Annotated in this window: 20 protein-coding genes; 10 read left to right on the forward strand and 10 right to left on the reverse strand. The window is 47.1% G+C overall.

Annotated features, from left to right (window positions below; all coding sequences use genetic code 11):
- The first annotated feature begins 86 nt into the window (after nt 1–86).
- Nucleotides 87–1,532: a DUF5776 domain-containing protein gene (locus KGF65_RS16960; RefSeq protein ID WP_225368153.1), complete on the forward strand. Its 1,446-nt coding sequence runs from the start codon at nt 87–89 to the stop codon at nt 1,530–1,532.
- A 137-nt stretch (nt 1,533–1,669) separates the two neighbouring features.
- On the opposite strand, the gene KGF65_RS03350 is transcribed toward KGF65_RS16960, so the two are convergent.
- Entirely contained in the window at nt 1,670–2,110 is a 441-nt protein-coding gene (locus tag KGF65_RS03350; RefSeq protein ID WP_101872706.1) for an Rrf2 family transcriptional regulator, read from the reverse strand.
- A 184-nt stretch (nt 2,111–2,294) separates the two neighbouring features.
- Between KGF65_RS03350 and KGF65_RS03355 the strand changes: the two genes are divergently transcribed.
- Nucleotides 2,295–2,984: a TetR/AcrR family transcriptional regulator gene (locus KGF65_RS03355; protein WP_003637501.1), complete on the forward strand. Its 690-nt coding sequence runs from the start codon at nt 2,295–2,297 to the stop codon at nt 2,982–2,984.
- A gap of 169 nt (nt 2,985–3,153) precedes the next feature.
- Entirely contained in the window at nt 3,154–4,548 is a 1,395-nt protein-coding gene (locus tag KGF65_RS03360; protein WP_216748122.1) for an Nramp family divalent metal transporter, read from the forward strand.
- 69 nt (nt 4,549–4,617) lie between these two features.
- Here the strand turns inward: KGF65_RS03360 and KGF65_RS03365 are convergent, their stop codons facing one another.
- From KGF65_RS03365 to KGF65_RS03385, 5 genes are all read right to left on the reverse strand, one after another.
- Nucleotides 4,618–5,259, reverse strand: a complete 642-nt coding sequence (locus tag KGF65_RS03365) for a hypothetical protein (protein ID WP_101872707.1) — start codon at nt 5,257–5,259, stop codon at nt 4,618–4,620.
- Between the two features lie 89 nt (nt 5,260–5,348).
- The gene (locus tag KGF65_RS03370) at nt 5,349–5,660 is read right to left on the reverse strand and encodes a hypothetical protein (protein ID WP_216748121.1); all 312 of its coding nucleotides are present in this window, start codon (nt 5,658–5,660) and stop codon (nt 5,349–5,351) included.
- Nucleotides 5,661–5,709: 49 nt separating this feature from the next.
- Nucleotides 5,710–5,961, reverse strand: coding sequence for a hypothetical protein (locus tag KGF65_RS03375; protein ID WP_050337863.1), 252 nt, complete (start codon nt 5,959–5,961; stop codon nt 5,710–5,712).
- 257 nt (nt 5,962–6,218) lie between these two features.
- Nucleotides 6,219–7,601, reverse strand: a complete 1,383-nt coding sequence (locus tag KGF65_RS03380; protein WP_101872709.1) for a cell wall metabolism sensor histidine kinase WalK — start codon at nt 7,599–7,601, stop codon at nt 6,219–6,221.
- The gene (locus KGF65_RS03385; protein ID WP_050337861.1) at nt 7,588–8,292 is read right to left on the reverse strand and encodes a response regulator transcription factor; all 705 of its coding nucleotides are present in this window, start codon (nt 8,290–8,292) and stop codon (nt 7,588–7,590) included. Before KGF65_RS03385 ends, KGF65_RS03380 begins: the two co-directional genes overlap by 14 nt.
- A gap of 217 nt (nt 8,293–8,509) precedes the next feature.
- Here KGF65_RS03385 and KGF65_RS03390 point away from each other — a divergent pair, with 217 nt between their 5' ends.
- From KGF65_RS03390 to celB, 3 genes are all read left to right on the forward strand, one after another.
- Entirely contained in the window at nt 8,510–8,797 is a 288-nt protein-coding gene (locus KGF65_RS03390) for a hypothetical protein (RefSeq protein ID WP_181185327.1), read from the forward strand.
- A 77-nt stretch (nt 8,798–8,874) separates the two neighbouring features.
- Nucleotides 8,875–9,606 (forward strand): MurR/RpiR family transcriptional regulator, encoded by a 732-nt coding sequence (locus KGF65_RS03395; RefSeq protein WP_216748120.1) that lies wholly within the window; start codon nt 8,875–8,877, stop codon nt 9,604–9,606.
- A gap of 298 nt (nt 9,607–9,904) precedes the next feature.
- Entirely contained in the window at nt 9,905–11,227 is a 1,323-nt protein-coding gene (celB, locus tag KGF65_RS03400; protein ID WP_088770184.1) for a PTS cellobiose transporter subunit IIC, read from the forward strand.
- A 157-nt stretch (nt 11,228–11,384) separates the two neighbouring features.
- Here celB and KGF65_RS03405 read toward each other — a convergent pair whose 3' ends face one another.
- A complete protein-coding gene (locus KGF65_RS03405) occupies nt 11,385–11,672 on the reverse strand; it encodes a type II toxin-antitoxin system RelB/DinJ family antitoxin (RefSeq protein WP_101872712.1) in 288 nt (95 codons plus the stop codon).
- A gap of 160 nt (nt 11,673–11,832) precedes the next feature.
- Complete coding sequence (locus KGF65_RS03410) at nt 11,833–12,144, reverse strand: hypothetical protein (protein ID WP_050337856.1); 312 nt, start codon at nt 12,142–12,144, stop codon at nt 11,833–11,835.
- 225 nt (nt 12,145–12,369) lie between these two features.
- Here KGF65_RS03410 and KGF65_RS03415 point away from each other — a divergent pair, with 225 nt between their 5' ends.
- Complete coding sequence (locus KGF65_RS03415; RefSeq protein ID WP_021338208.1) at nt 12,370–12,627, forward strand: hypothetical protein; 258 nt, start codon at nt 12,370–12,372, stop codon at nt 12,625–12,627.
- A 1,232-nt stretch (nt 12,628–13,859) separates the two neighbouring features.
- On the opposite strand, the gene KGF65_RS03420 is transcribed toward KGF65_RS03415, so the two are convergent.
- A complete protein-coding gene (locus KGF65_RS03420) occupies nt 13,860–14,891 on the reverse strand; it encodes an LCP family protein (RefSeq protein WP_216748119.1) in 1,032 nt (343 codons plus the stop codon).
- A gap of 278 nt (nt 14,892–15,169) precedes the next feature.
- On the opposite strand from KGF65_RS03420, the gene KGF65_RS03425 reads away from it, so the two are divergent.
- The 3 genes from KGF65_RS03425 (at nt 15,170) to KGF65_RS03435 (ending at nt 17,753) form a co-directional block, all read left to right on the forward strand.
- Nucleotides 15,170–16,564 carry an FAD-binding oxidoreductase gene (locus tag KGF65_RS03425; RefSeq protein WP_101872714.1) on the forward strand — a complete coding sequence of 465 codons (1,395 nt, stop codon included), beginning with the start codon at nt 15,170–15,172 and terminating at the stop codon, nt 16,562–16,564.
- Between the two features lie 167 nt (nt 16,565–16,731).
- Nucleotides 16,732–17,016: a hypothetical protein gene (locus KGF65_RS03430; protein ID WP_253954377.1), complete on the forward strand. Its 285-nt coding sequence runs from the start codon at nt 16,732–16,734 to the stop codon at nt 17,014–17,016.
- 44 nt (nt 17,017–17,060) lie between these two features.
- Nucleotides 17,061–17,753 carry a GTP pyrophosphokinase family protein gene (locus KGF65_RS03435; protein WP_050337852.1) on the forward strand — a complete coding sequence of 231 codons (693 nt, stop codon included), beginning with the start codon at nt 17,061–17,063 and terminating at the stop codon, nt 17,751–17,753.
- A gap of 259 nt (nt 17,754–18,012) precedes the next feature.
- Here the strand turns inward: KGF65_RS03435 and KGF65_RS03440 are convergent, their stop codons facing one another.
- On the reverse strand, nt 18,013–18,552 hold the full coding sequence (locus tag KGF65_RS03440; RefSeq protein WP_152704808.1) for a TetR/AcrR family transcriptional regulator: 540 nt from the start codon (nt 18,550–18,552) through the stop codon (nt 18,013–18,015).
- Nucleotides 18,553–18,579 lie beyond the last annotated feature (27 nt).

Consider the following 18,579-nt stretch of genomic DNA (forward strand, 5'->3'; position numbering starts at 1 on the left):
TTATATAAAAATGTAGATTAGCACACTTATACATGTTATGATTTTCACAATAAGTTAGTTCAGCTAATAAATCTGGGGGGATTCAAATGGTTAAACCGTTAGTTATTATAGGTATGTCTCTGCTTGGCGCTATGTGTACGTTTTCTCAAGTGTCAGCTGATGAACCAGAGACGTATACTAGACAAGACAGCATAGCTACAAATGTAACATCCGTATCTGCAAATGATACACAGTTATCGAATGTGCAAGCAGCCTCAATTAACTTAAACAACTACTATACCACTAACCCTGGTAAAATAGTTATGTTGGTAGATGCACACACATATACTGATAATGAATTGAAAAATCCTCTTAAAAAGGTGACAAAGGGGTCAGTTATCAATGTGTATGGTGTTGAAATTGCTCCAAGTGGTTATCCGCGATTGAAGGTGGACGGAGGATATTTAACGGCAAATAAGAATAATGTTATTAAGGTAACTGATAAAATAGAGAACTATTACACAGTCAATCCTGGACAAGTTGCGCTGTTAATCAATGATTATGTATACTCGGATGTAGATTTCACGAGTAGAGTTCGTTCGATTTCAAAGGGTTCACTGGTAACGGTACAAGGAATTGAGTATACTTCAACTGGCTATCCACGTTTGAAAGTTGATGGCGGGTATTTGACAGCAAATAAATCACTTGTGACTAAGCCAACTGATAAGATAGCTAATTACTACACTACTAACCCAGGCCAAGTTGCACTTCTAGTTAATGATTATGTTTATTCTGATTTAGATTTTACGACCAAGGTTCGAGCTGTTTCAAAAGGTACACTGATAAGTGTGCAAGGAATTGAATACACTTCGGACGGTTATCCAAGGCTGAAGGTTAGTGGGGGATACTTAACTGCAAATAATTCTCGTGTAACAAAACCAGTTTCAACATTATCCAATTACTATGTTACAAATCCTGGTAAGATTATCATGTTAGTTAATGCGCATATTTATGGAGATGTAAACCTCCAAAATCAAGGTAATGCTGTAACGAAGGGGACAGTAGTCAATGTGCAAGGAATTGAGTTTGCGCCTAATGGGTACCCTCGGTTAAAGGTGAGTGGCGGTTATCTTACAGCAAACAAGGCTAATGTTGCTCAATATAAAGAGACTGCCAACAGCGTGAAAATTCAGCAAGTTATTAAACTAGCCAAAACTAAGCTTGGAGATCCCTACACGCAATCTCAAGCGGGACGACTTGGACCGAACTCATTTGATTGTTCAGGCTTTGTTTATTACTTGTATAAGACTGCTGCAGGCGTTACTTTGAACGGAACAGTTACGACAACCGAAGAGAAGTCTGGACATGAAGTTTCGTTAAATGCATTAAAACCAGGCGATTTACTGTTTTATGGTACCCGGGGAAGTACCTATCATGTTGGCTTATATGAAGGTAATGGGGTAATGATTCATGCTTCAACACCCGAAGATGGGGTTAAGGAGACGCAAATTCAGTATTACATGCCTAGCTTCGCGCGAAGAATCTTAGATTAATTTTCCATACTACTAATTAAAGCTCACGTGATGTTAATCGACTCAAACAGGCACTTCAAAAAGGCCCATCCACAACACGGATGGGCCTTTTTACTGACTACAATCAACAATACGCTACCATGCCAAGTCACGCCAACTTACTGGCGCGCATCCTTCTTGGCCTGTTCGACCAGGATATTATCTACGACGTCTTGCAAGCTCGTCTTGGCTAGGCGTGCTTCGGCGGCAGTTTGTGCTTCCTGATAATATTGCTTCAGGACGGTTTGAATATTGCCACCGACGATGCAGTCGGGATTGGTCTTGGGGTCGACAGCGAGCAGTGGCTTGTCGCCTTCGATGGCGTAGAAGACACTGAGTAGTGAGACTTGGCTCAGTGGCTTAGCTAGCGCGGGTTGGGCGGTGCCGGGAGTCGTTGTAAGCAGGCCAGCTTGGCGGAGCTTGCTCATCAGACGGCGCACGACGACCGGACTTGTTTCGATACTCGCGGCGATGGCGTCACTCGTTAAGCGGGTGTCCGCGTAAATTTTGATGTAGGCTAATAGGTGGATCGAGTCGCTAAAACGGGTTGAAACACGCATGAAATCACTTCCTGTAACTTAATTGATTACTAAGATTATAAATAGATTTGTTAATAAAAGCAATTAACAAGATTATGGGAAGGTATCATGTAACTTTTAACGTGAAGGTTGTTTCGGGTAGCCAAATCAGTTATGATATAAGTGCCAAAAATGAGCAGTCACTGCAAAAAAGGAGCTTATGACCATGAGTGAAATTGAAACCATTCAAGCCTACTATGCGGCCTCTTTGGGCAAGGATGGTCGGATTACCCGGACCCAGCGGCAGATTCTAGCCGCGGCCCTCGATTTATTTGCAGAAAAAGGCTATGAAGAAGTCGGAACCCGCGAGATTGCCGAACGGGCGGGCGTTGCGGAAGGGACGATTTTTCATAATTTTGTTAATAAAAATGGTATTTTAGATGCAATCATGCAGCCAATCGTGAAGAATATTTTGCCCACGATGTTGAATACGTTAGACCAAGCGGTGTTGGACAGTCCCAATCAGACGCTGGAAGCCTTTATTGTGGCGCTGGTTCGCGACCGAGTCAAGTTTGTGACGCGTAACCGGGCGTCCTTGGCTGTGATTCTGTCGCAGTTCTTCAATAACGCGGAGGACCGTGCTGCCGTGTTAGGAATGGTTTCACCGGCAATCTTAACACAGGCCACTGAAGCCATGGAGCGGCTGAAAGCAACTGGTGAGCTCGTCGAATGGCCCAATCACATGATTTTACAATTGGTCTTTTCAACCATTGGCGGGTACTTGGTCGAGCAAGTCCTGTATCCGCAAGCCGCCACTTTGAGTGACCAACAGGTGGTGCATTATCTCAGCGATTTCTTAGTTAACGGTTTGAGCCCACGGCGTATCCCCTTACAAAGTGATAACACCGCGTCGTAACAAGCTTTAGGGATGCCAAATTAATAATTAATAATAGTTGACTAATAGGTTAATGGTGCTATACTACCAAGTGGAATTAAAGTGAGTGCTCAATTAAGGGCCGCACTGTTGAGGATCACATAGTAGTCCACAACCTGAATTCTAAACCAATAGAAGAGAGGGTTTCATAATGAAATCAGCAAAAACGAAGGATCACGCCAAGATGAAGACCGCCGAAGAAAAGGCGATTCATTCAACGGGTGCCGATAGTAAGAGCTTGGACGAAGTCAATGGGAGTGTCCGGGTCCCTAAGGATGCCAATTTCTGGCGAACCTTAATTGCCTACACTGGACCGGGCGCGCTAGTTGCAGTTGGTTACATGGACCCAGGGAACTGGATCACGTCAATTGCCGGTGGGTCACAATATAAATACGCGTTACTTTCAGTCATTCTGTTATCAAGTCTGATTGCCATGTTGTTACAATCCATGGCGGCCCGGTTGGGGATCGTGACCGGTAAAGATTTAGCGCAACTGACACGGGAACGAACGTCAAAAGGAATGGGAATCTTTCTGTGGATCGTCACAGAACTCGCGATTATGGCGACCGATGTTGCTGAAATCATTGGTTCTGGGATTGCTTTGAAGCTATTATTCGGATTTCCACTGATTGTCGGTATTCTGATTACGACCGCCGACGTCTTGATTTTACTGCTATTAATGAAGTTAGGGTTCCGGAAGATTGAAGCCATCGTGGCGACCTTGGTTGCCGTGATTCTGTTCGTCTTCTTGTACGAAGTAATTATCTCACAGCCCAACATTCCAGAAATGTTCAAGGGCTACGTCCCAACCAGTCGGATCGTCAGCGACCGGTCGATGCTCTTCTTAGCATTGGGGATCGTTGGGGCAACGGTGATGCCGCATAACTTATACTTGGGCTCATCGATTTCACAAACGCGGCAAGTTGACCGTAGTGATGAAAAAGAAGTGGCGAAAGCCGTTAAGTTTACGACGATTGATTCGAATATCCAATTATCAGTCGCGTTCGTTGTGAACAGTTTGCTCCTGATTTTGGGTGCGGCACTGTTCTTCGGTACGAATGGTGACCTTGGCCGGTTCGTTGATTTATACAACGCACTGGGCGATAGTAAGGTCGTTGGTTCGATTGCCAGTCCGTTACTCAGCATGTTGTTTGCCATCGCGTTACTGTCATCTGGGCAAAGTTCTACGATTACCGGGACGTTATCTGGGCAAATCATCATGGAAGGGTTCATCCGTTTGAAGATGCCACTCTGGGCCCAACGGTTATTGACCCGGTTGATCTCCGTGACACCAGTGTTGGCCTTCGCGATTTACTACCATGGTAATGAAGCGAAGATTGAAGATTTGCTGACGATGTCACAAGTGTTCCTGAGTATCGCCTTACCATTCGCGATGATTCCGCTGGTGATGTTTACCAGTAATCGCCAATTGATGGGGAATTTCACCAACCGTGCATGGGTCAAGTGGACCGCGTGGGTCGTGACCGTCATCTTAATTATTTTGAACATTTATCTGATTTTACAAACTTTGGGAATCGTTAAGTAACACCAGGCCAGTTGATTAAGTCAGCACCTGCGTGGGTCAATGATACCGACTAAAAACGCGTTTCTGCCTTTAATTTGGTAGAAACGCGTTTTTAGTTGCCTGCATCGTGATGGGAGTCGCGGTGATGAGGTCGGTCAGGCAAGGGAGTAGCCCGGTTTCAAAATCGTACAAATCAGCGACTTGCTCGCGGGGGTGGCCGTGTTCAGCTAGCTTGAGCAATTGGGACTGGGTGAATTGCAGCTGACTGGCTGGGAGAATCAAGTCCGGCTGACTGTGGCGAGCGAGTGGCTGGGCGTGGTCGTGGACCAAGTAGGCGAAGTTGGGGGCGGTATTTAAAATCAAGGTCAGCACGCTGATTTCGCTAGGGTCAAGCTGGGTCGCCAGTTGGTTCGTCTGGGTCGGTGAATAGACCATTGCCGCGTAGACTTGCGGGGCGAGTTCGGGGAGGCGGGGACTCGGCGGTGTCAGGGTGACCGTCAGTCCCAATTGCCAACTCGCCAGGAGTAAGCTCGGAATCGTCATTGCTTGCATCGGACTCAGCAGGATGGCTTGGCCCGCGTGGACATTTTGTTGTTGTAGGCTGGTTTCACACAACGCCAAGTCTTCCAAGATGTCGGCCCCGGTATACCAGGTACCATTACTAGCTTTGAAGACGGGCTCGGCGTATTGACGTTGTAGTTGGCGGGTGATTGCCTTAGTCAATTGACTCATCGCGAGGCCTCCTTACATGAGTTATTGTGATGCACACTTTTCTTGAGCGGGTTGCTAGGGACGGGGTGGACGCTTTGAAACGGGGCCGGTTAGTGGGCGTTGGTCAGGTATTTCATCTTGGTAATGCTTGGGCTGCTAGCATCAATCGTGGCTAACACCTGGTTCTGGGTGGATGCTTTGACCACTAGCCGCGTTGGCTTGGGCGTTAAAACGTGCTTAGGTTGCGTCGTTGACCCACCAGTGGCGAGGTCCGTATCGCGGGTGACTTTGTTGACGAGGGTCGTGGAAGTCGTTTCAGAATGACTAGTAGCGGTGGTATCAGCGGAAGCGGAAACTGAAGTGGCAAAAAGTGTTCCGGCGGCCATTAAGGTTAACGTTAATTTTTTGAATGTGTTTTTCATGATGATCGAACTCCTTTTAAGTGATAATCGTGGTTGTGAGACGGACGGTTTACTGAGCAGCTGGCATTAACCAGTCGTTGGAAAGTAACTGATGAAAGTGACGGCCAAGTGGTACCCAGAGCTGGGACTTGCGAATGTTCTTTAACGTATCCCAGAATAAGGGATCTTGTAATTGGTCGTCGCTCAGTTTAACTTTGACGAATTCACCGTCTTCAGTCTTAGCAATGACCAACGGATAAGTCACCTTGACCAGTTGTACGGCGGTGATATTTTTAATTTTAGGGTCGGTATCTAATAACATATTTGATTTCTCCTTAATCGGTTGGCTTAATCGTTTTTAATTAATGAATTGATGTTTAAGCATCGGTTGTTTTATTTATTGAATGACTATAGTTTACCGGCAAAGTGCGGCTGTAACTATCGACTTACCATAAACTTTATCTAAGAAATTCTTAGATTAGCACTTAGATTCGACCAATCCCGCATTGTGACGGCCTTTTGACGACATAAAAAAACTAGTTTTAAGGCTAAAATAACCCTAAAACTAGTTGAGAAGACTTATTTAGCGACGGGCCAACTGATGGTAAAAATACTGCCAGTTGGGTGATTATCGCTGATTTTGATCGTTGCTTGGTTCAGCGCAACTAATTGTTGGACGATGGCTAGGCCTAGGCCACTACCTTCGACGGCCTGCGAATGGGATTGGTCGACGCGATAGAAGCGCTGGAAAACGGCCTGTTTTTGGTCATCCGGAATGCCTTCACCGTGGTCGGCGACTGCCAGTTCAATTGCGGTGTCCGTTTGGTGCAACCGCAGCGTGATTGGCTGGTCATGCGGAGAATACTTGTGGGCGTTATCCAAGAGCGCCACCACGATTTGTTGTAGCATTTCGGCATTACCCTGAACGTGAATCCCAGCATCGATTTCAAGGTCGAGTGGTTGGTCAATGGACGGCTGGTAGTGTTCGGCCAGACTCAGTAGTAGTGTCGATAAGTCTTGGTCGGTCAAGGTGAGCTTGGCGCGATCTGCACGTGATAAGTGGAGTAAATTCTCAATCAAATGCTGCATCCGCAACGACTCCTCATCGATAAATTGCAATGACTCGGGAATGACTTCCGGATGGGCGTCACCACGCCGACGAATCAGACTGAGATTGCCACGAATCGCCGCAATTGGTGTCCGCAGTTCATGAGAAGCGTCGGAGATAAATTGGCGCTCGTGTTGCAGCCGCTGGTTTTGCGTCACGAGCAGTTCATTGAACGCACGCCCTAAATCGTTGATTTCTCGAGGACTGGCCGGTACATCTAAGGTCGGCTGGTCACTGTCAGGATTATTAGACGTGTAGCGCGTCTCGTGCAGGAGCTTGATGGTCGGTTCACTCAGACGACCAGCGAGCCGATGTGCCCACCAGGTTCCAAGCGCGAGTGCGGCAATCGTCACGGCAATCATGAGTAGAATCAAGATGAAGAGACTGTTGAAGAGTCGCCGCAAACTGACCCACAGCTGGTACGTGTTATGGCTGTCCTTTTGTTGATAAGATAGGAAGAAACCGAAGTCCTGAACATAGACCAGTGGCCCGACCAATTTCGTCTGGTGCTTGGCGAAGAACGCTTTGGAAGACGGGGTCGTGATAATCGTCCGCTTAGTCTTGGTTGCCGTCGTCCAGGTGGCTTTTTTCGTCGTTACCCGGATGAATGCGGGCTGCTTGGTATTGCGCGTCGTCGTATTGTTCCACTGAACAAAGCTCGGCACGTCCTTGATGTTGGCTTGATTGAGGCTGGTCATCAAATCACGGGCTTCACGGGTCGTATTGAGCGTTTGTTGGGCGCCGACCATGATCAAGGTAATCAGACTGACGAGTAGTGTGATGGTCAGCATCAATCGGCGAATCGCTTGATTGATCAGTTGTTCGTACGTTGGCGTGTCCTTAGTTTTGGGCATTGGTGATCGACTCCCTTAGCTTATAGCCGACGCCACGCACCGTTTGAATCAATGGTGCCGCATCGGGTGTGGTAATTTTATTGCGCAAATAACCGACGTAAACGTCCACGACATTCTGTTGGCCGAGAAAATCTGCGCCCCAGACCTGGTCGAGTAGGTCATCACGGGTAAAGACTTCGTCCGGGTGCGCGAGGAAGAATTGTAGTAAATCATATTCACGATGCGTCAGAGTGACTTCTTCCCCAGCATTCGTGACGCGGTGGGCCTTGGTATCTAGTTGGATATCGTCAAGCTGATAGACCTGGTTAGGCTCGACTTGATTCTCAGCCCGTCGCTGAATGACCCGTATCCGTGCCAGTAATTCTTCAATTTCAAACGGCTTCGTAATGTAGTCGTCGGCACCGTTATCTAAACCGGCGACCTTATCGCCAACATAATCACGGGCAGTCATGATGATGACGGGGACTTGGTCGTGTTTGCGAATGCGTCTTAGGACTTCCATACCGTCCAACTTGGGCAGCATCCAGTCTAATAAGATGAGTAAGAGCTCGTTTTGGTGAGCCTGATAGGTGTCCATAGCGGCCAAACCGTCAGCGGCGACCAGGACGTTAAAATCTTCGAATTGAAGTTCCTTAGTGAGGTAACCTGATAGGCTGTCCTCATCTTCAACAATTAAAATCGTATTTTTCAATGATATACGCCTCCAGAGGATTCAATCACAGCTAGCAGGTTGGCGATGACCGGAATATCCCAACTAGCCCATCATAATTTATCCTCAATTATAGCGGATATTTATGATGGTTTTCCGATATTTTGACTTATTTTTGTGGATAATTAGCATGCGCAATGAAAGCGCCTTAGAACTTATGCTAAAATTGGACTAATAAAACGGAAAGTAAGTGAGTAAGATGGGACTTTTTGGTGATGCCATGCAAGCACTCTATCATAGCGGGCACTATGGCTATAACGTCAACGTGAGGAAGTCGGCTCCGGCAGTCGACCCGAAGGAAGTGCCAGCAATCGCCGCACTCGGCCGAATCAATCGCACGCCGAACTTTAAAACCTGGTCCGTTGATTCCCCCTACAAGACCGCTGAATTCACGTCCAAACTAACGGCGGCGGTGGCCACTTGTGCCTTAGAAATGAGCGATATCGAGATCAAACCACAGATTGACGGCCGGTGGGGCGATAAATAAGTGGAATTTGTTCCTACTAATCCAAGTGATGACATCAATTTATCAGATAGACCAATCAATTTTAATGGGGTGAAACCATGTTTTCGTACGACCAAGTCCAACAGCTCAATCGGTTGGAGATAGAAATTTATAAATATATTGTGGGCCATCCCGTTGAAGTGAGCACCATGACGATTCGTCAACTCGCAGACCACAGCCACGTTTCGGCGACCACGATTCTGCGCTTTTTAAAGCACATGGGATACGACGGATACGCGGAATTCAAGTTCACGCTCAAGGAACAATTGCGGCAAGATGCCACCCAACCGTTGGCGCGGACCGTGATACCAATGCGGACCTTTTTTGACCACATGAGTTTACCTGATGTGACGGCCAAACTCCATCAGGTGGCGGAACTATTGCAGCAGGCGCGGATGGTGATTTTGACCGGGGCCGGGACCAGTGCGGGCTTAGCGACCTATGGCAGTCACTTGTTTGCCAACTTTGGCCTGTATAGTCTGATGCTGACGGACACTGGGCAACCACATCCGGTGCAACCGCAAGACTTATCGGACACCGTCTTTTTGGTACTCTCCGTCTCTGGGGAGTCCGAGGACATTAATGAACAGGGCGTCTATTACCAACAAAATGGTGCCAAGGTGGTCGCAATCACCGCTAGCAGTCATTCGACGTTGGCGGGAATCGCGGACGTGGTGTTGAATTATGACACGCCAGAAGTGCAAGCCGTCAGCGGTGGGAGCACCTTGTCACCGTTGCCAGTCGTCTATTATTTAGAGCAATTAGCCATGATCGTGCAACCGTTGAATTAAGTTCGTGACCAATTTGTGAAACATGTTCCAAAAATAGAACAAGTTCCGATATCTGGAACGAACTTCCAATTTAAAGTGTAAGGGTATACATTCGCGTGATGACAGGTATAATGAAAATTGTAGGAAACGTATTCATGGGTACAAATGTCAGATGACAGGACGACTTAGTGAGAGCTGATTTTAATTTTGTAAACGGTTAACTGGCCATTGACCGTTTGGTATATCAATTATTCTGTCTTTTAAAATCAGTTGTCCGTTGAATACGTTAGGTTATTAAATTATTCTAGGGGGTCACGACATGAGCGAAAACAATAAGTCGAGCTTTGTTAATGACCGACTTGTCCCATTCTTTGGTAAAATCGCGGGTTCTCGTCACCTGATTGCGTTACGTGATGGGATGACACTCGCGGTGCCAATGATTATCATCGGGTCGGTCTTCATGATTATCGCGCAATTCCCAATCAAAGGCTATCAAACCTTTATGGCGAACACCTTTGGTTCGAATTGGGCAACGATCGTTCAATATCCAACCAACGCGTCGTTCCATATTATGGGACTGATTGCGGTCATCGGGATTTCTTATAACTTGGCAAAGAGTTATAAGGTCGACCCAATCTCCGCGTCAATCGTTTCGTTAGGCGCTTGGTTCTTAACGATTCCGTTAAACACGGATAAGGCAGGGGCGCTGTGGGTACCCTTAACTCAACTGGACTCTGCTGGTCTGTTTACTGCACTGTTGATTGGGTTATTCATCACTGATTTTTACGTCTTCATGGTTCACCGCAACTGGACGATTAAGATGCCAGATAGTGTGCCACCGGCTGTCAGCAACTCATTTGCAGCCTTAGTTCCTGGCTTCATTATCTTATTCTTGATGTGGTTACTCCGGTTAGCCGTCGAAGCATCACCAATGCACAGCATTCCTAACGTGATTTCCTTCGTCTTGGCTAAACCACTGGGCTTATTGAGTAATACGTTACCAGGGGCCTTAGTTGCCGAATTCGTTGTATGTATCTTATGGATCTTCGGGATTCACGGTGCCAACGTGGTTTCTGGGGTTATGCAACCAATCTGGTTGGCTGCGATGTCACAAAACGCGGAAGCACTTAAGGCGGGTAAAGCCTTGCCAAACGTTGTAACGCAACAATTCTTCGATAACTTCGTTCACATGGGTGGTTCAGGTGCGACCTTGGGATTAGCCTTCATGATTGCCTTTGTGTCGAAGAGTGCCGAATTTAAGACCTTGGGTAAGTTGGTGATTGGACCAGCATTGTTCAATATCAACGAACCAATCGTCTTCGGGTTGCCAATCGTTATGAACTATCGGATTGCCGTTCCATTCATCTTGGCACCATTAGTTAACGTTACGACGACCTACATTGCGATGTCGACCGGCTTAGTCGCTAAGACGGTTGGGGTCATGGTTCCTTGGACCACGCCGCCAATTATCTCTGGTTACCTAGCCACGATGCACATCTCTGGTGCGGTATTACAAGTTGTCAATATCGTGCTCGACGGTGCCATCTACTACTTCTTCTTCAAGGCCTTGGATCGTGACAAGGTTAAGGAAGAAAAGACCTTCGCTGCTAAGGAAGCTGCCGGCGAAACGGTTGAAGCTTAATTAACTGCTGAAAATAAATAACACCACGCTTAGACCAGTGCGACGGTTGTCGTAGGTTTGGCGTGGTGTTTTTGTGTGGTGGTGATTTTGTGTAACGTGTCTATAAGATTGCAGATATTATGACATGCTTCAAGTCATGGCACAGGCTGGTCTTGAATTAGTCAGACTTGTTAAGTTCATGATGGACACTACTTTGCCAGTCAGCCTCATTATTAAAGTGCTGAACTTGGTCGCTATAGGCTTCACGAATGGCCTTGTCAGTGTCGGTGATTAGGTGTGGTCGAAAGGGTAATCCGTTTACCGCAATACTTTGTTTCAGGAAGAGATTGATTGCTGTGGTCATATCCATACCGAGCTCGTGAAATAACTGGCTAGCCGTATCATAGTCAGCTGTCGCTACAGAGACACGCAACTGGGTTTTATTGGTATCAGTTCTCGTCGTCATCGTGCACCTTCCGTTTCTAAAAATGTTAGAAATACCATACTGACGAATTTTACAGATTCAAAGTTTGCCTGAAGATCCAGTTGGACTAGCAAGCTTTTGGCTGACGAACAGCAAACCAACTATCATCTCAGATAGTAGCACCATAGCGAATTAACAAAGCTCACCGCGTATGAAACTGCGGGTGCAGCATCCGCGGATGACCATGATCAGCGCCTTTATATTGCAGTAACCAGTAGGCGTTTTGTGGTAAAGCGCTACGGGCGATGACGTGGGCGACGGTGTAGCGAATCGTGTCCGCGTTAGCGTTCGTCCATAATCGCCAGGTCGGGAGCTTAGCGGCATGGACACGCTCCCATTCTCCGAGGGCCTGTTCACTAGCAGTTAATGAGGTGAGTAATTCCGGGCGTTCGTTACCCGTTAATTCAATGTAGTAGCAGTAGGCTTGGGGATGCAGTGTGTCGAGCTGGCTCATGGTCAGGATGCTCCTTTATGATGGTTTCAATTGTTTAATATTAATCAGTAAATGTCACCAATTATAGTACAACCGTTTGACTAATTTGACTAGCTTTTTTACTTAGTGTTATTAAAATGTAATATTTGAAGTTTCAATTAAAAATAAATAAGTGTGCCCCCTTGACCTGAAACGCGTTTCAGCGCTTATATTTAATGGTGAAAAATAGATGAAGGGAGTGCAGCGATGATGGAGACGGGGATTTTAAAACAAGTTGATTTAACGACGACCACTGAGCGTTATTTTTTCGTGCAAGCACAACGGTTAGCAGGCTATATCTGGATTCGCTCGGTTCAAAATTTCAAACCACTGGAATTGACCTTTCGGCTGAGTGATTTGCGGGTCAGTCAGCATCGGGCGGTCGCTGCTCGTGGCGACGTGCAATACGAATTCAATGATGATACCGGTGGCTTGGTCACACAATTGGCAGATTGGGTCAGCTAAACGAGTCGGGATTGTGACTGGGGCGTTATTGGCATGACCAGCACGGTCGTTGTGTTCAATAACCGCGCTATCATAATTTTGTGACATGTAAAGTAAATCGTGAAAGTTGTCAATGTTACTAAACAAATATATATGTTACGCATTGTGCTAGTTAAATTGTCATGATTCATGGTTAAATCATGACAATTTCTAAGTTCAAGTGCTGCCAGCTGAGACCCGCTGGAAAAAGTGCGACTTAGCGCAAACTTGCTGTTGTGGAGACGTCCTAGGCCGGCTTCCAGGCATTCTGGGCAATGGCCGTGACGTGGTGGACACAGATTTAAGCCGAAGCCCACGTCTTAAATACTGGTCTTCCATGTCTCCTGCAATATGGATGAAACGTGTTCGGGTCAGACTGGGACTTCCGGTTAGCTACGCCAGAACGCCAAGCGGAGATGCGCCGCTTAACGCTCTAGCTAGGCTAATCCTCAGTCCCAACCCGTCTGAACCTCACACTCTGAGAATCACTGGGCCTTGCCCCGAATACCTTCCAGCCTGGGATGGGATTCGAAAGGCGGACATGTGCGGACCCAACTTTAAATGAACTAGTCGTTGATATTTGGCACACGCCATGTTGACATTCGGCTGTAAGACTGGCAAGTTTCTAGATTATCCTGTTGTATTTCAATTCTGCGAATCTTCAGTATTACTGAAGGTTGTATAGATTTTGTCTACTCGCCTGAGGTAACAATATGCTAAGTGAATCCAGGACTATCGACTAATTTTATGGCATTTTACCAACATTTAAATGCGACAAATCAGTGTAATGCTGATTTAAAGTTTACTTGAAGTTACTGCAACTAAATATTCATTGGTCAATTGTACCCAGATAGGTGGCCGTTCATCCGCCATTCGAACGGCTTCCCGACTGTAGGGGCTGGCTGACAATGCTCAAGGGCGAAATTCTTCTTGTCCGGGCGGTTTTCCCGGGCTAGAAGAAGACTCGTATTTGAAATTGCGCAGTGGGTTTCTGCGTGAGTTCAAATCGATGTCCGCCCTGTTCCAGCGTTGTCAGCCAGCCCCGGAGGTCGGAATAGGGCGCGCATCGGCTGACGAACAGGAATCCAACTGATTCTAACAACCAGTTCTAACGTCTTATTTCAATGAAGAATTTTAACAGCTGATTGCACTAGAAAACGGATGGCAGTTCGAAGCACACGACTTCGAGCTGCCATCCGTCTTTGGAATCAGAGTTACTTTGTATTGTCAGTATAGGTAATCTTATCTAGCCCTTGCGTATCGTAGTTGAGATTGGTCTTCCCGTCATACACTGTGTTAGCGGCATTTAACTTGGTCTCCATATTGCTGAGAGTCTGCGTGTTCAGTCCTAATTGGGTCCGTAAGCGATTTGACGTTTGTTGTAACGTCTTAGTCGTCAAAATCTGATAGGAACTGGTATTGATCCAGGCGGGCAACCCGACGACTTGTGTGGATTGGATGTGCTTCATGTTCGCACGGTCGTGGGTGGCCAAGCCGACCAAGTCGTCAAAGCTCAAGTCTGTTTGCAAGTTGCCTTTGAGCGACGTAAGCAATTGATCATAACGGCTATAAGTCTTGGTCTGCGCGAACTTGGCTAGGACGGCGCGCATGACCTGTTGTTGGCGGAGCTGTCGGCCATAGTCACCCCGCGGGTCTTGGTAACGCATCCGCGTATAGGCCAGGGCCTGGGTCCCGTTCAAATGGTGCTTGCCCTTCGTGACGGTCACGTGGTCGAATGAGACGTTGAGGGGGCTGGTAATCGTCACACCACCGACCGCATTCACGATTTGCTTGAGGCCACCCATATTAATGGTAGCGTAGTAGTTGATGGGAACGTTGAGCAGTTGGCTGACACTGGCTTTCGCCATTTTGGAGCCGCCAATATTATAAGCGGCGTTGAGTTTTTGCACGTTGGTGTCTTGGTCACCAACCATCTCAGCGAGCGTATCGCGAGGGATACTCGTAATGACGGTCTTTTTCGTCTTTGGATTGATCGTGACGACCATGATCGTATCCGAATTGCCCTTGTCGATGCGACCGTCCGCCCCGGTATCGACCCCGAGCAACAGGATGCTGAGGGGCTTTGTCGGATTGACTTTGGTATTACTATTACCCGTGTAGATGGTCGACTGGTAGCGGGCCTGCGCCTGGCGAATAATAACGCCCAGTGCAATGGCGATGATGACAATGATAATGCCGACCGTGATGAGCACCGGCCGTAATTTTGAAGATGCTGAATGCCGCATGTTCAAATCCTCCCTTAATGAAGGTCGTTAAGGCTAATTCCCCGTATTAACGACCCGTTTGCAATGATTCACAATCACTAGCATACCCGGTTCAAACGCCGCCGGAAAATACTTATTTTGAGTGTACGCAATTCAAAAAATAGATACCACGTAAAAGTATTGGATTGGAAACTGTGCGAATAGACGGGCGAGCGTCTTGCGGACAGTATTAATGTCGAAAACGGATTCTTGGCTTATACTGACATTGAGCTTAAATAAATAAAGTGAGGTCTTGTATTTTGACAGTCTTTCGCGCGTTTTCAGATGAAGAAGTATTAGCGGATTTGACCGCCCAAGTGACGGATGGTCAAGTGTTCACCGATCAGGCAACACTGACGAAGTATTCCTTTAGTCCCCGGTTAACGGATGACGACAGTGGGCTGGCACTGGCCTATGTGGAAGCCCATTCCACGCAGGATATCCAAGGTGTGCTCCGCGTCGCCCGCAAATATCATTTGCCCGTGATTCCGCAAGACCAGACGACTAGTACGGTGATTGGTGCCGATGGTCTGACTGGGAGTGTGATTCTGTCAACGGCCAAGATGAATCGTATCATCGAAATCAGTAAGGCCGATTCAGTGGCGGTCGTACAACCTGGCGTTATTAATGGTGATTTAGACCAAGAAGCGCGCAAACAGGGCATGTTTTACGCACCTGATCCAGGTTCCAAACCAATCTCTGGGATTGGCGGTAACGTGGCGACTAATGCGGGTGGTATGAGTACCGTCAAGTACGGCGCTACCAAGGATAATGTGTTAGGTGTAAAGGTCGTACTGGCTGACGGTCGTGAAATCAAGCTCGGTGGTCGGACGCTCAAACAAGCATTTGGCTATGATCTGACCCAGTTGATGATTGGTTCAGAGGGGACGCTGGGAATCATTACGGAAGTGACGGTCAAGTTACTACCGATTCCATTAGGGACTCCCGTGATGGGCGTGGCCTTCTTTGACAACATGACGGCGCTGGCCAAAGCGGTGACGGCGATTCGCATCTCAGGGGTTTACCCGACGATGCTAGAAGCGCTCGACGGCAATACGGTGGCCGCACTGGACCGCTATGAGAAGACGCATTATGCTAAGGATAGTGCTGCGATGTTGATTTTCAAACTCGATAATGGTGGCCAAGCTAGCATGGCTGTCGTCCAGAAATTATTGGCTGAACAACACGCTAGCAACGTTACGATTACGACTGAACCTAAGCAGCAGGCCGAGCTCGAACAGTTACGGCGCGACATGCTGCCGGCCGTTTTTGCGGGTCAGAACCATATTATGGAAGATATGGCAGTGCCGTTATCACAATTGGCACCGCTGATGGACTATATTCAAAACTTAGCCCAGCGCCTAGACGTTGAGATTTATACGGCCGGCCACGCGGGTGATGGTAACGTTCATCCGACCCTCGTTTGGCCAACATCGGAGAAGCAGGTCCCAGAAAAAGTCGTCATCGCGTTACAGGAAATGTTCAAGAAGACCTTAGCACTTGGTGGCACGATTTCGGGTGAACATGCGGTTGGCATGTTGAAGAATCAGTGGAACAATGCCGAATTAGGCGAGGACGTGGATATGCTGCAGCACCAGATCAAAGCGCTGTTTGACCCGATGAACCTCTTGAATCCAAAACGTAAAATCAATTAAGTCGGACCTAAAGTTGTGTTTAAGAATTGCGGATGGCATCAATCAAGCATTGCGTTGGGTGCTACGATTGTCTTATTATTGAAGTAGTCCCACGTAAAAGGTTGGTTACAGCATCACTGAAATGGCGGTGCCTTGTGGGTTAACCGGAATAAAGGAGGCCCCAATTGATGCTGAAAAGTGTACGGATTCGGCCAGAATTTAATGCTGAAGTGTTACGTAATGAGATTTTTGACGTGCATGATTTTGCGAGTTTCCAAAATTTTTGGCAGCGGTTTGAAAATTTCTTAGCGGATCGAATGGTCGTTGGCCACTTGAACGTATTGGAAGGGCACGGCCTCATTCCGAGTGACTTTAAGGACGTAGATGGGCAATTGGCTTACCAAGTTGGTGAAGACGATTATCAGATTGCCTATGACCAGATTGCGCGTGAGTGGACTGTGACCATCCGCTAAGCAGGATCGAGAGAGAATAGAGTCTTATATTGGAGCGATATTGATTGAGCACAACAAAATCCCAAGCAAGTGCGGATAATGACCAGCTTCTGCCAGCACCCCCGGAACTTTTGCAAGCTGTTGATCAGTTGAAAGCTTATTCGTTACGGTATGAAGTGGCGATGAAGCTCGTTTTAGATAAGTTAGATTATATTAGTCGTGAATATGAGCTGCGTTACGGCTATGCCTTGATTGACAGCAAGCAGTCCCGAATCAAGTCGCCGGAAAGCATTGTCGGCAAGATGCAACGCAAACACTTGCCGCTGACATTGAACGCGGTCTTTAACAATTTACATGACATTGCCGGTATTCGGCTGATTGTGCGCTTCTTGAGCGATGTGAAAACGGTCGAAGATTTGTTGGCAACCCAGGCAGATATTAAAGTCTTACGGGTGAAGGATTATATCCACCATCCGAAAGCAAACGGCTATCAAAGTTTGCATTTGATTCTGGGCGTTCCCGTCTATACGGTCGATGGCCCAAGTATTGTCGAGGTCGAATTGCAAGTCCGGACGATTGCGATGAACTTCTGGGCGTCGTTGGAACATGAATTAAATTATAAAAAGAACGTCCCACATCAGGCCGATTTACGAGCCTCATTGACGAAGAAGGCGCAGCTAATTACTGAGCTGGATCAAGAAATGGATGAGATCAAACGTCGGATGTATCAACCGAAGACCCCTCCAAAGGAAGTCTGAAAAATCCCTAGTCATTTTGTTGAAAAATGGCTAGGGATTTTTTTTTGTGCACTTGACGGCGGTCAAGGTGGTCAGGTGCGGTGATTAGTATGCTAATCATGGCTTTAAAATTTGTAAGTTAGATTGCTTTTAGATTGGTGGGGTCCATGTTACTTTAAATATGTCAGATAAATATCAAGGTATTGAAACAATAATTAATTTAATATAGTGACACATCAGTTAGTTTGCTTAACTAGCGAGCCAGTGGACCCCGTCGAAGTTAGTGTTCCGTGAGGTTATTGATGGGCTTGCCCCGGTACCACCAGTCATTGATGAACCGGGCGAGTTCTTTCGGCGTCTCATGTAGACCAGTCTTTAGCCAGTAACGGACAACGCCGATGATGCCGTTGATGTAATACTCAAACATGTATTCCTTTTCACGGTTACCGATGCCGGCGATCTCGGCTTGGTTGTGCGCCAAGATTTCGCGTTTGGTAGTTGCCATGAAGCTCATCAGGAAGTCTTGGTCAGTCGTTAAGATGAAGGAAGTCACGGCATGCCGTTTTTTAACGACTTCGAAGATTCCCGTCAGAATGGCTTGTAGTGAGTCGGGATTGAGATGTTCATCGATCACCGCCAGTAATTCCTCGGTGGCGTCTTGTTCCATCTTCTTCATGCAATCTTTGACATCTTCATAATGCGCATAGAAGGTCCCCCGGTTGATGTCGGCTGCTTTACAGACCGCAGTCACCGTAATCTCATCGAGTGATTGCTGCTGGAGCAGATTGATTAAGCTATCTTGAATTAAACGTTCGGTCATTTGCGAACGTCGGTTGTTTTTAGTGCC

Source organism: Lactiplantibacillus sp. 30.2.29, from assembly GCF_018991255.1.
In the GTDB taxonomy this organism is placed as follows: domain Bacteria; phylum Bacillota; class Bacilli; order Lactobacillales; family Lactobacillaceae; genus Lactiplantibacillus; species Lactiplantibacillus pentosus.

Coding starts and splice junctions, on each gene's coding strand:
- KGF65_RS03415 (WP_021338208.1), top strand. CDS start 12,370: ATGATGGAGACGGGGATTTTAAAACAAGTTGATTTAACGACGACCACT.
- KGF65_RS03440 (WP_152704808.1), bottom strand. CDS start 18,552: ATGACCGAACGTTTAATTCAAGATAGCTTAATCAATCTGCTCCAGCAG.
- KGF65_RS03370 (WP_216748121.1), bottom strand. CDS start 5,660: ATGAAAAACACATTCAAAAAATTAACGTTAACCTTAATGGCCGCCGGA.
- KGF65_RS03355 (WP_003637501.1), top strand. CDS start 2,295: ATGAGTGAAATTGAAACCATTCAAGCCTACTATGCGGCCTCTTTGGGC.
- KGF65_RS03350 (WP_101872706.1), bottom strand. CDS start 2,110: ATGCGTGTTTCAACCCGTTTTAGCGACTCGATCCACCTATTAGCCTAC.
- KGF65_RS03380 (WP_101872709.1), bottom strand. CDS start 7,601: ATGCCCAAAACTAAGGACACGCCAACGTACGAACAACTGATCAATCAA.
- KGF65_RS03375 (WP_050337863.1), bottom strand. CDS start 5,961: ATGTTATTAGATACCGACCCTAAAATTAAAAATATCACCGCCGTACAA.
- KGF65_RS03365 (WP_101872707.1), bottom strand. CDS start 5,259: ATGAGTCAATTGACTAAGGCAATCACCCGCCAACTACAACGTCAATAC.
- KGF65_RS03430 (WP_253954377.1), top strand. CDS start 16,732: ATGCTGAAAAGTGTACGGATTCGGCCAGAATTTAATGCTGAAGTGTTA.
- KGF65_RS03410 (WP_050337856.1), bottom strand. CDS start 12,144: ATGAGCCAGCTCGACACACTGCATCCCCAAGCCTACTGCTACTACATT.
- KGF65_RS16960 (WP_225368153.1), top strand. CDS start 87: ATGGTTAAACCGTTAGTTATTATAGGTATGTCTCTGCTTGGCGCTATG.
- KGF65_RS03360 (WP_216748122.1), top strand. CDS start 3,154: ATGAAATCAGCAAAAACGAAGGATCACGCCAAGATGAAGACCGCCGAA.
- KGF65_RS03420 (WP_216748119.1), bottom strand. CDS start 14,891: ATGCGGCATTCAGCATCTTCAAAATTACGGCCGGTGCTCATCACGGTC.
- KGF65_RS03395 (WP_216748120.1), top strand. CDS start 8,875: ATGTTTTCGTACGACCAAGTCCAACAGCTCAATCGGTTGGAGATAGAA.
- KGF65_RS03405 (WP_101872712.1), bottom strand. CDS start 11,672: ATGACGACGAGAACTGATACCAATAAAACCCAGTTGCGTGTCTCTGTA.
- celB (WP_088770184.1), top strand. CDS start 9,905: ATGAGCGAAAACAATAAGTCGAGCTTTGTTAATGACCGACTTGTCCCA.
- KGF65_RS03390 (WP_181185327.1), top strand. CDS start 8,510: ATGGGACTTTTTGGTGATGCCATGCAAGCACTCTATCATAGCGGGCAC.